The organism is Plantactinospora sp. CA-290183 (assembly GCF_050936375.1).
Classification (GTDB): Bacteria; Actinomycetota; Actinomycetes; order Mycobacteriales; family Micromonosporaceae; genus Plantactinospora.
Window position 1 is genome coordinate 1 of record NZ_JBNJMX010000007.1, and the last position, 14,033, is coordinate 14,033.

The following is a 14,033-nucleotide window of genomic DNA, read 5'->3' on the forward strand; positions in this document are numbered from 1 at the left end:
TGCCTGGCGCCGTAAGGACCGAGGCCGGCGATACTGAGGACACACTCAAGCAGGTGGAGAACGGCGCCAAGGCAACCTTCAACTATTTCAGGCAGCAACAGACTCCACCCGGCGCAACTTCCACTGGCACCGCCCCACCCAAACCGGTTCAATCCCAAGATCGCCCTCCCCAGGTAGATAACCCGGTTACCGCCGTCGTCATGGCAACAGGAGCAATCGCCGTTGCCGCCAAAGCGGTGTGGAGCCACACCCGGAGTCAACGACCGAGAAAGCAGAAGGATGACGATAAAGGCTGAGTTGCCAGCATACGTTCGGGCCCTGGTTCGGGGGGACCACCAGGCGCATGACCAGCTCCAGGCACAGCTTGACGCTGAAGGCTGGGACGAGCCCGCTTCCTCTCGTCGCTGTTCTTTCTAGCCGTCGATCGCCGCTTCGGCGAGAACGCAACACCGGCCGAGGTCATCAAGTTTGTGGCGGAGCTGCGGGCAGACCTGGCGAACGGAGGACCCGAGATCAACGCCGAGAGCGCCGAAGCTCTGATCAACGCGAACATCGATCCCGACGTGGAATATGACATTGAGCCAGGCATGATAGGCAAGATTCAGGCCGCCACGGTGTACAAGGTCCTAACCGACGAGGGCATTACTGATGTAGACCTGGAGGCATTCCTAAGCGAAGCAACTAACCTCGCCAATAGGCAATAGTTAACCAGTGATTGACGGATGGGGTCGGCCGGCGCAAACTCCCGGACGAGCTGGCCGGACCTACCAGCCGGCTACACCGCCGCCTGACCCGGTGGACCGGTGGCCCTACGCTGCGGACATGGCCAGACGAGTACACATCGCCTATCTGTCGATGTACCTGGGCCTGCTGGTGGCCGGACTCCTCCTGGACCTCTCCTGGGAAATGGCGGTGCTCCTCGGTGCTGTCGTGATGCTGCCCGTCGCCGTAGCGGACATCGTGACGACCAGGCGACGGGCTCACCGCCCCACCTGCGGCGACGTCACCTAGCACCCGCTCGGACCGCGAAGCCAGCACCCGGCGCCAGCCCCGCCAGCGGTTCGGGACGCTCGACGTCCCTTACTCCAGGCGCTTCTCGACGGCGTCCAGCGCCGCCGGTACCGAGTCGACCACGATCAGCAGGTCCATCGCGCCGCTCCGGACGAACGCCGTACCGGCCAGCCCGTCGAGCCAGTCCCGCAGCCCTCGGTAGAAGCCGTCGACATCCAGCAGGACCACCGGCTTGCGGTGCATGCCCAGGGTGGCGGTGGTCCAGACCTCGAAGAGTTCGTCCAGGGTGCCGAGGCCGCCGGGCAGGGTGATGAAGGCGTCCGACTTGTCGATCATCGCCGTCTTGCGGCTCGCCATCCCCTCGGTGATGACCAGCTCGTCGGCGTGCCGGTCGGCGACCTCCAGATCGACCAGCGCCTGCGGGATGATCCCGAGGGTCTTCCCGCCCGCCGCCCGGGTACCGTCCGCGACCGCGCCCATCATGCCGACGCAGCCGCCGCCGGAGACCAGGGTGTGGCCCCGCCGGGCGATCTCACCACCGGTCTCGGTGGCGAGGTCGAGCCAGCGCTGCTCCAGCCGGCGGGACGACGCACAGAAAACGCAGATCGCCGCCACGCTCAGCGCTCCCCGCGACCGCGGGCCGGCGACTCCTGCGCGGCCTCGGTCTGGGCGATCGCCGTCTCCTGCACCGACTCGTGCTCGGCGGCGAGCGCGGCGTCCGCCTCCACGATGTGCCGTACCGCCGCGTCCACGTCGTCGGTCACGACGATGAGTTCCAGGTCCGCCGAACCGATCTTGCCGTCCGCCGCGAGCGTGTCCCGCAGCCAGTCCACCAGCCCACCCCAGTACGCCTCCCCCATCAGTACGACCGGGAACCGGGTGACCTTGCCGGTCTGCACCAGCGTCAGCGCCTCGAAGAGTTCGTCGAGGGTGCCGAAGCCGCCCGGCAGCACCACGAACGCCTGGGCGTACTTGACGAACATGGTCTTGCGGGCGAAGAAGTAGCGGAAGTCGATCGCCAGGTCGACCCACTCGTTGATGCCCTGTTCGAACGGCAGCTCGATGCCGAGCCCGACCGAGAGGCCGCCGGCCTCGGTGGCGCCCCGGTTGGCCGCCTCCATCACCCCGGGACCGCCACCGGTGATGACCGCGTAGCCGGCGCGGGCCAGCCGGGCACCCAGTTCCTCGGCCAGGATGCACTCCGGGCTGTCCGGCTTGCTCCGCGCCGAACCGAAGACGCTGACCGCGGGCGGCAGGTCGGCGAGGGTGTCGAAGCCCTCGACGAACTCGGACAGGATGCGCAGCGCCCGCCAGGCGTCCCGGGTCTTCCAGTCGCCCCGGGTCCGGGAGTCCAGCAGACGCTGGTCCGCCGTGGCGAGCGGGATCGCCTCCCGGCGCAGTGTCACCGCACCCCGGTGCCGTTCCGGTCCGGGATCGCGACCCACGCCGCGCTGCCTGCTCTCGTTCATGGGTCCACGTTAGTGGGAGGCGCCGGACGGGGTGCCGGGTCACCCGGTCCGGTGGCCACGACCACCCGCACGGCGGGACCTGCGGCGACGCGGACGAAACCTGTGTCCTGGGTGACAAAGATCCAACAGATAAAGGCAACCGTACGACGGGCTCGGGCGTCTTACCATGCAACAGGGGAAACGCGCGGTGCCCATGACCGCCGTGCACCTTCGGGGGGCAATCGTGATGACCAACGGGGAGATCGTCCGGCTTCGGCGGCAGATGCAGCGCCGGATCCGGGCGGTGGTGGCGGAGCGCCGGATGGCACGCCAGGGCATGTCGCCCTGGGACGACGACGGCGAGCAGGGGCCGGACGGGACCGAGCCCCACGGACACCACACCGGGATGTGACCCGTCGTCCGGCGGGCGGGATCGGGTCCCGCCCGCCGGCTGACGGCGTTCGGCCGGGTCAGGCCGCGCGGGTCACTGCGCGGCGAGCCAGCGGTGCAGCGTGGCCGCCCCGTCCCGGATCTTGCCGATCTCGACGTGCTCGTCCGGGTGGTGCGCCAGGTTGGGGTCGCCCGGACCGAAGTTCAGCGCCGGGATGCCGAGCGCGGCGAACCGGGCCACGTCCGTCCAGCCCAGCTTCCCGATCGGCGCGGCACCGACCGCCGCCAGGAACTCCCGGGCCGCCGGCGCGGCCAGTCCGGGCAGCGCACCGGGCGCGCAGTCGGTGACCTGCACCTCGTAGCCCTCGAAGACCTCGCGGACGTGCGCCTCCGCCTCCTCCGCCGTACGGTCCGGGGCGAAGCGGTAGTTGACCTCCAGCTCGCAGAGGTCGGGCACCACGTTGCCGGCGATCCCGCCGCTGATCCGGACCCCGTTCAAGCCCTCCCGGTAGACGCAGCCGTCGATGGTGACGGTCCGGGCCTGGTACGCCACCAGCCGGTTCAGCGCGGCGGAGATCCCGTGGATCGCGTTCATGCCGTTCCAGGACCGGGCCGAGTGCGCCCGCCGGCCCCGAGCGGTCACCTTCAGCCGCATCGTCCCCTGGCAGCCCGCCTCGACCACGCCGTGGGTCGGCTCCAGCAGGACCGCGAAGTCGGCGTTCAGCCACTCCGGATGCGCCTGCGAGACCAGGTTCAACCCGTTGTACCGGGAGGTGATCTCCTCGGCCTCGTAGAAGAAGTACGTCACGTCGTACCGGGGCTCGGGCACGCTGACCGCCAGGTGCAGCGCGTACGCGACACCGGACTTCATGTCGGAGGTGCCGCAGCCGTAGATCAGGTCACCCTGGAGGGTGGACGGGAAGTTGTTGTTGATCGGCACGGTGTCCAGGTGGCCCGCCAGCACCACCCGCTGGGCCCGGCCCAGCTCGGTACGGGCCATGATCGTGTTGCTGTGCCGCCGTACGACCAGGTGCGGGACGGAGCTGAGGACCTCCTCGACGCAGTCCGCGATCTCCTTTTCGTTGAGCGAGACGGACTCGATGTCGACCAGGGTGCGGGTCAACGCGACCGGATCGGCCAACACCTCAGGGGTGAGCGGGTTCTCCATGCTGGGAGACGGTACCGTCAAGGTCGGTTGGCCGGGACGCGTCCCACTGGCATGAATGCGAGGTAGCACGGGTGACGACCGCAGACTCCGCCTGGGGGATCGGAGTGGCCACGATCGCCGGTGACCAGGTCCTCGACACCTGGTATCCGACCGGCAAGCTGGGCCTCGGCTCCTCTCCGCTGGTGGCCGGCGAGGACAGTGACGTACTCGACCTGCCCCCTGGCGCGATCGGCGAGCGCGCGCTGCCCGGGCTGCGTACCGCCGTGGTGGTCACCGAGATCGGTTCGCTGGCCGACCCGATCAAGGACGCCTCCGACGCGTACCTCCGGTTGCACCTGCTCTCCCACCGCCTGGTCCGGCCCAACGAGCTCAACCTCGACGGCATCTTCGGGGTGCTGGCGAACGTGGCCTGGACCTCCGCCGGGCCGTGCCCGCCGGACCGGGTCGACGAGCTGCGGGTGATCGAGCGGGCCGCCGGCCGGCACCTCGCGGTCTACGGGGTCGACAAGTTCCCCCGGATGACCGACTACGTGGTCCCCGCCGGCGTGCGGATCGCCGACGCCGACCGGGTACGCCTCGGCGCCCACCTCGCCGCCGGCACCACCGTGATGCACGAGGGCTTCTGCAACTTCAACGCCGGCACCCTCGGCGCCTCGATGGTCGAGGGCCGGATCGTCGCCGGGGTCGTCGTCGGCGACGGCTCCGACGTCGGGGCCGGCGCCTCGATCATGGGCACCCTCTCCGGCGGCGGCAAGGAGAAGGTACGCATCGGCGAGCGGAGCCTGCTCGGCGCCAACGCCGGCATCGGCATCTCCCTCGGCGACGACTGCGTGGTCGAGGCGGGCTGCTACATCACCGCCGGCTCCAAGATCACACTGCCGGACGGCCGGGTGGTCAAGGCCCGGGAACTCTCCGGGGTCGACGGGCTGCTCTTCTGGCGCAACTCGGTCACCGGCGCCCTGGAGGCCCGGCCGCGCACCGGCCGGGGCATCGAGCTCAACGCCGCCCTGCACGCCAACGACTGAGCCGGACACGGACGCGGCGGGCGGGATGGACACGGCACCGGACGGCCGCTCGCAGCGGGACCGGATGCTGGCCGGTGACTACTACCGTGCCGACGACCCCGAACTCGTCGCCCTGGCCCGCCGCGCCAGCGTGCTCGTCCAGCGCTACAACACGACCGACGCCGCCGAGCCGGAGCGGCACGACGCCCTGCTGCGCGAACTGCTCGGCACCGTCGGCACGCAGGTGGTGGTCCGGCCGCCGTTCTACTGCGACTACGGCTCGCAGATCCGGATCGGCGACCGGTCGTACCTGAACTTCAACGCCGTACTGCTGGACGTCGCGCCGATCGAGATCGGCGCGGACGTACAGATCGGGCCGAACGTGCAGCTGCTGACCCCGCACCACCCGCTCGAGCCGGAGCCGCGCCGGGCGAAGTGGGAGGCGGCCCGGCCGATCAGCATCGGCGACAACGCCTGGCTGGGCGGCGGGGTGATCGTGCTCGGCGGCGTCACCATCGGCGCGGACACCGTGGTCGGCGCCGGCAGCGTGGTCACCCGGGACCTTCCGCCCGGAGTCCTCGCCCTGGGCAACCCCGCCCGCACCCGCCGCCGCCTCCCCTCCTGACGGCGCGGTCGGTCCTGCGGGCGCCGGGACTAGTCCTACGACGGTGCCGGCGGCGGGTGGGCGTCCAGCCAGCGCAGGGCGTCGGCGTCGCGCAGCGGCCGGGAGAAGAGATAGCCCTGCCCGGCGCCGCAGCCCATGTCCAGCAGGATGGTGCGGACCCCCTCCGTCTCGACCCCCTCGGCGATCACGTCCAGGCCCAGCGTGCCGGCCAACCGGATGATCCCCTCCACCAGCAGCCGCTGCCGCCGGGACGAGGCGACGGTCTCGGTGAACGACCGGTCGATCTTCAGTACGTCCGCCGGCATCTGCTGGAGATAGCTCAGCGACGAGAAGCCCGTGCCGAAGTCGTCGATGGCGACCCGCAGGCCGAGGGAGCGCAACCCGGCCAGCTCGGCCCAGACCGGCTCCTGGTCCCGCAGCAGCAGGCTCTCGGTGATCTCCAACATCACCCGGTCGGGTGGCAGGTCGGCCCCAGCCAGCGCCGTACGGACCCGGACCACGAAGTCCGGCGTACGCAGCTGTCGGGCGGAGACGTTGATGCTGACGTACGGCGTCTCCCCGCCCCGCTCCTTCCGCCACCGCGCCGCCGCGTCGACCGCCTGGCGCAGCACCCAGTCGCCGATCGGCTCGATCAGGCCGGTCTCCTCGGCCAACGCGATGAACTGCTCCGGCGGCACCGGCCCCCGGGCGGGATGGTGCCACCGGGCCAACGCCTCGAAGCCGACCGCGCCGCCGCTGCGCATGTCGACGATCGGCTGGTACTCGACCGAGAAGCTGAGCTTCTCCACCGCCTCGGTCAGTGCCGCCCGCAGCTCCAGCCGCTCCACGATCGCGGTGTGCAGCTCCGACTGGTAGCGGCACCACCGGCCCTTCCCGGCGCCCTTCGCCACGTACAGCGCCAGGTCGGCGCGTTGCAGCAGCTCCCCGGCGTCGCTGGCGTCGGCGCTGGTCGCCACCCCGACGCTGGCCGAGCCGTTGACCACGGTGTCGCCGACCACCAGCGGCTCGGCCAGCGCCCGGACCAGCTCGTCGGCGATCCGCTCCACCTGCTCCGGGGCGTCCGCCTCCGGCACCAGCACCGCGAACTCGTCGCCGCCGAGTCGGGCCACCAGGTTGTTCGCACCCACCCGCTCCCGCAGCCGCTGCCCGGCGGCGATCAACAGGGCGTCGCCGATGGCGTGCCCGTGGGTGTCGTTGACCGTCGTGAACTCGTCCAGGTCGATGGAGAGGGTGCCGACCGTACGGTCACCGTCGCGGGCCTTCTCCACCGCCTCGTACACCTGGTCCTGGTACGAGGCCCGGTTGGCGAGCCCGGTCAGCGTGTCGTGCACGGCGCGGTGGGTCAGCTCCTGCTCCAGCCGGACCCGCTCGGTGACGTCCCGCATGGTCAGCACGTAGCCGCGTACCGCCCGGTCCCGGCGCAGGTCGCGGCAGCTCACCTCCAGCTGCACCCGCTGCCCGTCACTGCGCCGTACGCTCCAGTCGACCCCCTCGCCCCAGCGGTCCGAACCCGTCCGGGTCGAGTCCAGCAGGGCGGCGACCGAGAGCTGTTCGTCGCCGTGCAGCACCGCCCGCAGATCGGTGCAGTCGGTCGGATCGAGGCCCAGCACCGCGCTGACCGACGGACTCGCGTACCGGATCCGGTGGTCGTCGTCGACGATCAGGATCACGTCGGCGGCGTTCTGCACCAGGCTGCGGAAGTACGTCTCGCTGTTGCGGCGGTCGATCTCCTGGCCGAGACTGATCCGCTCCAGCGCCATCGCCGCCTGGTCGGCGAGCACCTCCAGCGAGTCGCGCAGTGACGGCAGCAGCCGGCTGTCGGCGGCCACCAGCAGCGCGCCGACCCGGGGCGCGCCGCTGGCCCGCCCGTCGCCGACCAGCGGACAGAGCACCACGGTCTCGAAGCCCCGCAACTGCTCGGCGAGCGCCGGCTGCAACGTCCGGATCCGCAGCAGCCGGGTACGCCGGGCCGCGGCGGCCGTCGGCGCCGGGTAGAAGGTGACCGGGGTGTTCAGCCAGGGACCCCAGATGCTCGTCGCGGCGGCCGGCACCCCGCCGCTGGTGTTGACCGAGAAGACGATCCGGTGTGCGGCGTTGCGCGGCACCAGCCGGGAGACCGCGGTACGCACCGCCCGCTCGACCTCGGCGGCGTCGGCGGCCGCCACCAGTGCCGCGCCGGCCTGGCGGAGACCGCGCTCGCGGATGATCGCCTGGCGGTGCGCCTCGGCGGTGTCGGCCAGCCGGCTCAGCACCAGCGCGAAGATCACGCCGCCGACCACCGCGATCACCGCGCCGTCCCGGACCCGGCCCGAGATCACCTGGAACAGCAGCACCCCTGGGGCGAGCGTCGCCGCGAGCCCCAGCAGCACCAGCCGGACCTTGCCGATCTCGGCGTCCTGCGGCGCGGCCGGCTCGGTCAGCCGCACCATCGACGGGTGCAGCGCGGCGGCGCCCCAGGCACCGTAGAAGACCAGCCAGCCCAGTTCGGTCGGGCCGCCCGCCTCCCAGCCACCGCGCAGCAGCGCGGCCCCGTAGAGCAGGTCGGCGACGTGCGCGCCGAGGGCGCCGGTGGCCAGCAGCCAGCCGGCGACGCTGCCGCCCGAGGTCACCGCGAGCCGTACGGTGACGGCCAGCAGCAGCAGGCTGACCAGCGCGTACACGGCCACCGCCGACTGCTCGAAGGTGGGGATCCGGTCGTCCCAGAGGTACGGGTGCACGACGAAGGCCCAGAGCAGGAGCGCACCGGCGGTGGTGAAGATCAGGAAGTCCAGCAGGCCGGAACGGTCCCGGGCGCCGGTGGTGGACCTGGTCAGGCCGAGCAGCCCCGCCCCGATCAGCGGCAGCATCACCAGGTAGAAGACGTCCGAGACGACCGCGGAGGTGGCCCGGGAGTCGCCGATCGGCAGGTTCGCGGCGAGCAGGTAGACCGTGTCACCGGCCGCGAAGGCCGCGAGCCCGGCGGCGAGCAGCCACCAGGCGTACGCCCGGTTGGGACGGTGCCGGCGGACCCCGACGGCGACCGCCGCCACGCCCACCAGACCGAACGCGGCGGTCAGGACCGTGCGGAGCACCGGAACGGCGAAGAAGCAGACCACCAGCGCACCGATCCCCACGGCGTAGCAGGTCAACACTCTCCGAGCTGACACGGGTCTCCTGCCGATCGTCGGGACGGCCGCGGACGGCCGCGGAACGCGATCGAAACCGCTTCGCCGATCGGTTTACCAGTCCTCGATGCGCTTCGCTATCACCCCGCCGGGTAGTGGTGTCTGCCGATGGGAAAGTCCACGAGGGAGGGCCGGCCACCCGGCGCCGGGCGGTGTCGGCCGAACGGGGGTCAAGCCGGCCGGGATCAGGTGTCCGGGATCAGCCGGATCACCAGATCGGCCCGGCCGGCCGTGCCGGCGATCACCTCGGCGTTGGCCTGGTCGCTGCCCCGGGCCCGGGCCGCCGCCTCGGCCGGTGGCCGGCCGTACGCGACGTGCCGGTCGGTCAGCCGGCGCAGCCGCTCCGGCTCCGCCAGGTCGAGAAACCAGATCTCGTCCAGGAGATCCCGCACCACACCCCACGGATGATCGGGAACCAGCAGGTAGTTGCCCTCCACGACGACCAGCCGCACCGACGGTGTGACCGGGATGGCGCCGGCAATCGGTTCCTCGATCTCGCGCCGGAACTCCGGCGCGTAGACGGTGCCCGCCTCGGGCTCGCGGAGCCGCCGCAGCAGGGCGACGAAGCCGGCGCCGTCGAAGGTGTCCGGAGCCCCCTTGCGGGCCTGCCGGCCCAGCCGGTGCAGCTCGGCCTCGGCGAGGTGGAAACCGTCCATCGGGACCAGCGCGGCGGCCGGGCCGAGCGCGGCGACCAGCCGACCGGCCACTGTCGACTTTCCGACCCCGGGCGCCCCGGTGATCCCGAGCAGCCGCCGCGGGCCGGTGGCCGCGAGGTCCCGGGCCCGGGACACCAACCGGTCCAGGGGGTACGGGACCGGTTTCATCGACCCGTCATCCGGCGGTGGATCCGGCGTCTTCCAGCCGGGGCCGGGTGATCGTGAACCGGGCCTCGACGACGGCGTGCACGCTCTGCGGCTGCGGGTCGAGCTGCAACTCCGGCGGCTCGCCGGCGCCGGCCCGCATGGTGCCGAACGAGGCGACCGCCATCATCGGCCGGTCCACCGGACCGTTGTCGGAGAGTTGCAGCAGGGCGGTCACCTCGGCGCCGAGCGCGTCCGCGTACTCCCGGGCCCGCGCGATGGCGTCGCCGACCGCGGCCCGCCGCGCCTCCCGGTGCACCGGGCTGCCCGGCCGCAGCTCCCACCACGGCCCGGCCACGCTCGCCTCGCCCTGGCCGGCGAGCCGGAGCATCAGCTCGCCGAGGCGGCCGAAATCGGTCACCGTGACCGTGGTGGTGACGTTGCCGAGGTAGGCGGCGATCCGTTCGCCCGAGCCCTTGAACTCGGGGCGTACCCACAACTGACCGGTCTCCCGGCGCTCGATCGCGGCACCGTAGCCGTCGATCAGGCTCCGGATCGCCTCGGCCCGCTCGGCGAGCCGGATCAGCACCACCTGGCGGTCACGGTCCCGCGCGGACACGGTGACCGAGAACCGGGCGATCTCCGGGGGCACCTCCCGGAACACCTCGCCGCGTACCACGACGATCGGGGCATCCGTCATCTGGCCACCCTAGCCGGGGGCGGCCCCGGGTGGCCGGCACGGTCGGCGCGTACCGGCCACCCGGGAGTCGTCCGGCGGTCAGTTCGGATACGCCTCCAGCTCCCAGAGCGAGTAGCCGTAGCCGGTACCCCGGGCGGTGCCGTTGATCCGCAGGTAGCGGCCGGTCGCCGCCAGGCCGGGGTGGTCGTCCACCCCGCCGTCGCCGCCGGTCACCGCCTTCACCGTGGTCCAGGTGGTGCCGTCCGCCGAGGTCTGGATCTGGTACGCGCTGCCGTACGCCCCCTCCCAGCTCAACCTGACCCGGCCGATCGTCCGGGTGGAGCCGAGGTCCACGCTGATCCACTGTGGGTCGGCGAACGTCGAGGACCAGCGGGTCGCCGGGTTGCCGTCCACGGCGTTCGACGCGGGCACGTCGGCACCCTCCACGCTGGAGGCGGTGGCCGGCCGGTTGAGCAGCAGGTTGCCGGTCGGCTCCGGATCCGGCCCGGGACCGCCGCCCTCGCCGAGCAGGGTGAACTCGTCGATGTCGAAGAGCCCGCCGCCGGTGCCCCGGAACACCAGGTACAGCTCGTGGGTGCCGGCCGGCGCGGTGATCGCACCGGTGACGTCGCGGAACTCGCCGTATCCGCCGGTCGCCGGGACGGTCGCCGAGCCGATGAGCTGTCCGGTGGGCGAGCCGATCCGGAACTCCAGCCGGTGGCCGGCGACGTTGGCGCCGACCCGGGCCGAGAAGGACCGCACCCCGGTCAGGTTGTACGGGGTGAACGCGATCCAGTCCCCGTCGTCGATGTAGCCGACCGCCCGGCCGCCGTGCGCCTGCCCCGGGGCGCTGGTCTGTACGCCGTTGGCCGACGAGTGGTGCTCGGCCTGGCGTACCCGGGGTTGCAGGATGCTCTGCGCGTGGGTGGTCAGCGGCGCCTGCCCGCCCCCGCCGTTGTCGGTGTACTCCGCGTCGACCACACCGAAGACGTTGGCCGAGGCGCCGTGCTCGCCGTCGCCCATCGTCCGCAGGGTGCCGGTGCAGCCCTGCGCGCCTGTCAGCAGGTGTGCGTGCGAGTCGTGCCCGAGCAGGTAGCTGACCTTGACCCGGGCGCAGTCGACGGTGCCGTCCTGCGGGTCCGTCACCACCACCCGGAACGGCACCGCGTCTCCGAAGGAGAAGGTCTGGCCGTTGGCCGGCAGCTCCAGCCGGACCGTCGGGGCGGTGTTGCCCACGGTGATCACCAGGCTGGCGGTCGCTGTCTTGCCGGTCGAGTCCCGCACGGTCAGCGTCGCATTCCGGGTGCCGTTGCCGGTGTAGGTGTAGCTGGGGTTCGGCGCGGTGGAGTCGGTACTGCCGTTGCCGTCGAAGTCCCAGGCGTAGCTGATCGGGTCGCCGTCCGGGTCGAGCGTGCCGGCCGAGGAGAAGGCGACCGTCAGCGGCGCCACCCCGGAGGTGGGGGTCGCGGCGGCCACCGGCTTCGGCGCGCGGCCGTTGCGGGCGTACTCGATGCGGTAGACCGCCGAGTGCTCGTCGCCGTTGAAGAAGCCGGTGCCGTAGTCGAGCACGTAGAGCGCGCCGTCCGGGCCGAACTCCAGGTCCATCACCTGGGTGCCGCTCCACGGGAACGGGTTGATCTTGAACGGCCGGCCGGCCTCGTCGAGCACGATGTTCCTGATCCAGCGCCGGCCGAACTCGCCGGCGAAGAAGGTGCCGTCGTAGTACTCCGGGAACGCCACCTCGGAGGTCGAGTTCGGGTCGTACCGGTAGACCGGGCCGGCCATCGGCGAGAGTCCGCCGCCGGGGAACTCCGCCGGCTGCGACCCGGTGTACGGCAGCCAGGCCGGGATCGCCGGCGGCAGGTTCCGGATGCCGGTGTTGTTCGGCGAGTCGTTGGTGGGCCCGCCCGCGCAGTTGTACTTCGGCCCGGAGGGCCCGGACGGGAAGGTGAACTCGTTGTACGCGTCGTTGTTGCCGGTGCAGTACGGCCAGCCGTAGAAGCCGGGCTGGGTGATCCGGGCGAACTCCACCTGCCCGGCCGGCCCCCGGTTCGGGTCGGCGGTGCCGGAGTCCGGGCCGTAGTCGCCGAGGTAGACCGCCCCGGTCGCCTTGTCCACGCTCATCCGGAACGGGTTGCGGAAGCCCATCGCGTAGACCTCCGGCCGGGTGTTCGGGGTGCCCGGCGCGAACATGTTGCCGGCCGGGACGGTGTACCCGCCGGACGCGCTCGGCTTGATCCGCAGCACCTTGCCCCGCAGGTCGTTGCTGTTCGCCGAGGTCCGCTGGGCGTCGAACGCCGGGTTCCGGCCGGGCCGCTCGTCGATCGGGCTGAACCCGCCCGAGTCGAAAGGGCTGGTGTCGTCGCCGGTGGACAGATAGAGGTTGCCGGCGGCGTCGAAGTCGATGTCCCCGCCGACGTGGCAGCACATCCCCCGGCTGGTCGGTACGTCCAGGATCAGCGTCTCGCTCGCCAGGTCGATGGTGTTGTCCGGCCGTACGGTGAACCGGGAGAGCCGGTTCACGCCGTTCCAGGGTGCCAGCTCGGCCGGCGTACCGGTGGCGGGGGCGCCGCCGCCCGGGGTGTTCAGCGGGGGCGCGTAGAAGGCGTACACCCAGCGGTTGGTGGCGAAGTTGGGGTCGGCCTTGATGCCCTGCAAGCCCTCCTCGTCGCCAGTGTAGACGGCGAGCCGGCCGGCGACCTTGGTGTTGCCGGCCGCGTCGGTGTGCCGGATCGTGCCGTCCCGGGCGGTGTGCAGCACACCCCGGTCGGGCAGCACGGTCAGGCTCATCGGCTCGCCCGTCTCGGCGACGCCCTTGGCGAGGGTGACCTGCTGGAAGTTCGTGTCGACGGTGCCGCCGCAGCCGCCGGGGGTGGCGCCGGCGGCGGTGCGGATCCCGCCGAGCAGGTGGGTCCGGAACAGCGGCTCGGCAAAGGACTCGTCGGTGTGCCCGCCGCCGGTGTACCAGGACCGGCCGCCGTCGTAGTTGTGGCACCAGGCGATCGGGTGGTCGTGCCCGTTGCCGCCGCCGGTGTAGGTCGTCTCGTCCAGGGTGGCCAGCACGTGCACCCGGCCGCGCGGGTTGTCCCGGAAGTTGTACCACTCGTCGGTGCGGTTCCAGCGCAGCGGCAGCGCCTCCGTGGACGGGTGCACCCGGTCGGCGACCTTGACGGTGGCCGGCTGCGGGGCCGGGTGCGACGCGAAGTACGTCCCGACCAGGCCGCCGTACCAGGGCCAGTCGTACTCGGTGTCGGAGGCGGCGTGCACGCCCACGTAGCCGCCGCCGCCCTGGATGTAGCGCTGGAACGCCGCCTGCTGGCTGGTGTCCAGCACGTCTCCGGTGGTGGAGAGCCAGATCACCGCGTCGAAGCGGGCCAGGTTGGCGTCGGTGAACTGGCCGGCGTCCTCGGTGGCCTCGACGGCGAAGTTGTTCGCCGCGCCGAGCTGCTGGATGGCGGTGATTCCGGGCCCGATCGAGCCGTGCCGGAATCCGGCGGTCTTGGAGAACACCAGCACGGTGAAGGCGGGAGCGGCACCGGCCGCGGGTGCCGCCGCCACACTGCCGCCGAGTACGAGGATCGCGCTCAGCGCCGCACCGAGCCATGATCGTATTGATGTGCGCACGACCTGGTCCTTCCTGTCACGGGACAGGCGTGCGCCGATTCACGCCACTCGGGTGCGCTCCACTGCGGCCGTCGCGGCCGGGAGCGCGAGAGATGTGGATACATCGTTACGAGGGTGTTG

General features: G+C 71.8%; 12 protein-coding genes and 1 pseudogene. 6 read left to right on the plus strand and 7 right to left on the minus strand.

Annotated elements, in window-relative coordinates:
• The 3 genes and pseudogenes from ACQEUR_RS14585 to ACQEUR_RS14595 all read left to right on the plus strand — a co-directional run.
• Positions 1 to 296 (plus strand): annotated as a pseudogene (locus tag ACQEUR_RS14585) (hypothetical protein); the annotation flags it as partial.
• A 174-nt stretch (positions 297 to 470) separates the two neighbouring features.
• The gene (locus tag ACQEUR_RS14590) at positions 471 to 704 is read left to right on the plus strand and encodes a hypothetical protein (protein ID WP_433030461.1); all 234 of its coding nucleotides are present in this window, start codon (positions 471 to 473) and stop codon (positions 702 to 704) included.
• Between the two features lie 118 nt (positions 705 to 822).
• The gene (locus ACQEUR_RS14595) at positions 823 to 1,011 is read left to right on the plus strand and encodes a hypothetical protein (RefSeq protein ID WP_433030463.1); all 189 of its coding nucleotides are present in this window, start codon (positions 823 to 825) and stop codon (positions 1,009 to 1,011) included.
• A 69-nt stretch (positions 1,012 to 1,080) separates the two neighbouring features.
• Here ACQEUR_RS14595 and ACQEUR_RS14600 read toward each other — a convergent pair whose 3' ends face one another.
• A complete protein-coding gene (locus ACQEUR_RS14600; protein ID WP_433030465.1) occupies positions 1,081 to 1,626 on the minus strand; it encodes a TIGR00730 family Rossman fold protein in 546 nt (181 codons plus the stop codon).
• A gap of 2 nt (positions 1,627 to 1,628) precedes the next feature.
• The gene (locus ACQEUR_RS14605) at positions 1,629 to 2,480 is read right to left on the minus strand and encodes a TIGR00730 family Rossman fold protein (protein ID WP_433030467.1); all 852 of its coding nucleotides are present in this window, start codon (positions 2,478 to 2,480) and stop codon (positions 1,629 to 1,631) included.
• Between the two features lie 193 nt (positions 2,481 to 2,673).
• Between ACQEUR_RS14605 and ACQEUR_RS14610 the strand changes: the two genes are divergently transcribed.
• The gene (locus tag ACQEUR_RS14610) at positions 2,674 to 2,871 is read left to right on the plus strand and encodes a hypothetical protein (RefSeq protein WP_433031008.1); all 198 of its coding nucleotides are present in this window, start codon (positions 2,674 to 2,676) and stop codon (positions 2,869 to 2,871) included.
• Between the two features lie 72 nt (positions 2,872 to 2,943).
• Here ACQEUR_RS14610 and dapE read toward each other — a convergent pair whose 3' ends face one another.
• The gene (gene dapE / locus ACQEUR_RS14615; protein WP_433030469.1) at positions 2,944 to 4,017 is read right to left on the minus strand and encodes a succinyl-diaminopimelate desuccinylase; all 1,074 of its coding nucleotides are present in this window, start codon (positions 4,015 to 4,017) and stop codon (positions 2,944 to 2,946) included.
• A gap of 71 nt (positions 4,018 to 4,088) precedes the next feature.
• Between dapE and dapD the strand changes: the two genes are divergently transcribed.
• On the plus strand, positions 4,089 to 5,042 hold the full coding sequence (dapD, locus tag ACQEUR_RS14620; protein WP_433030471.1) for a 2,3,4,5-tetrahydropyridine-2,6-dicarboxylate N-succinyltransferase: 954 nt from the start codon (positions 4,089 to 4,091) through the stop codon (positions 5,040 to 5,042).
• Between the two features lie 25 nt (positions 5,043 to 5,067).
• Positions 5,068 to 5,646 (plus strand): sugar O-acetyltransferase, encoded by a 579-nt coding sequence (locus ACQEUR_RS14625; protein WP_433030473.1) that lies wholly within the window; start codon positions 5,068 to 5,070, stop codon positions 5,644 to 5,646.
• 35 nt (positions 5,647 to 5,681) lie between these two features.
• On the opposite strand, the gene ACQEUR_RS14630 is transcribed toward ACQEUR_RS14625, so the two are convergent.
• The 4 genes from ACQEUR_RS14630 to ACQEUR_RS14645 form a co-directional block, all read right to left on the minus strand.
• Positions 5,682 to 8,792: a putative bifunctional diguanylate cyclase/phosphodiesterase gene (locus ACQEUR_RS14630; protein ID WP_433030475.1), complete on the minus strand. Its 3,111-nt coding sequence runs from the start codon at positions 8,790 to 8,792 to the stop codon at positions 5,682 to 5,684.
• Positions 8,793 to 8,995: 203 nt separating this feature from the next.
• Complete coding sequence (locus tag ACQEUR_RS14635; RefSeq protein WP_433030477.1) at positions 8,996 to 9,634, minus strand: nucleoside/nucleotide kinase family protein; 639 nt, start codon at positions 9,632 to 9,634, stop codon at positions 8,996 to 8,998.
• 7 nt (positions 9,635 to 9,641) lie between these two features.
• Positions 9,642 to 10,310, minus strand: coding sequence for an SIMPL domain-containing protein (locus ACQEUR_RS14640; protein WP_433030479.1), 669 nt, complete (start codon positions 10,308 to 10,310; stop codon positions 9,642 to 9,644).
• A gap of 78 nt (positions 10,311 to 10,388) precedes the next feature.
• On the minus strand, positions 10,389 to 13,913 hold the full coding sequence (locus ACQEUR_RS14645; protein ID WP_433030481.1) for a ThuA domain-containing protein: 3,525 nt from the start codon (positions 13,911 to 13,913) through the stop codon (positions 10,389 to 10,391).
• Positions 13,914 to 14,033 lie beyond the last annotated feature (120 nt).

What these genes read in the sequence shown, in the direction of transcription:
- ACQEUR_RS14595 (WP_433030463.1), top strand. Translation starts at nt 823, where the DNA reads ATGGCCAGACGAGTACACATCGCCTATCTGTCGATGTACCTGGGCCTG.
- ACQEUR_RS14605 (WP_433030467.1), bottom strand. Translation starts at nt 2,480, where the DNA reads ATGAACGAGAGCAGGCAGCGCGGCGTGGGTCGCGATCCCGGACCGGAA.
- ACQEUR_RS14610 (WP_433031008.1), top strand. Translation starts at nt 2,674, where the DNA reads ATGACCGCCGTGCACCTTCGGGGGGCAATCGTGATGACCAACGGGGAG.
- dapE (WP_433030469.1), bottom strand. Translation starts at nt 4,017, where the DNA reads ATGGAGAACCCGCTCACCCCTGAGGTGTTGGCCGATCCGGTCGCGTTG.
- ACQEUR_RS14625 (WP_433030473.1), top strand. Translation starts at nt 5,068, where the DNA reads ATGGACACGGCACCGGACGGCCGCTCGCAGCGGGACCGGATGCTGGCC.
- ACQEUR_RS14635 (WP_433030477.1), bottom strand. Translation starts at nt 9,634, where the DNA reads ATGAAACCGGTCCCGTACCCCCTGGACCGGTTGGTGTCCCGGGCCCGG.
- ACQEUR_RS14640 (WP_433030479.1), bottom strand. Translation starts at nt 10,310, where the DNA reads ATGACGGATGCCCCGATCGTCGTGGTACGCGGCGAGGTGTTCCGGGAG.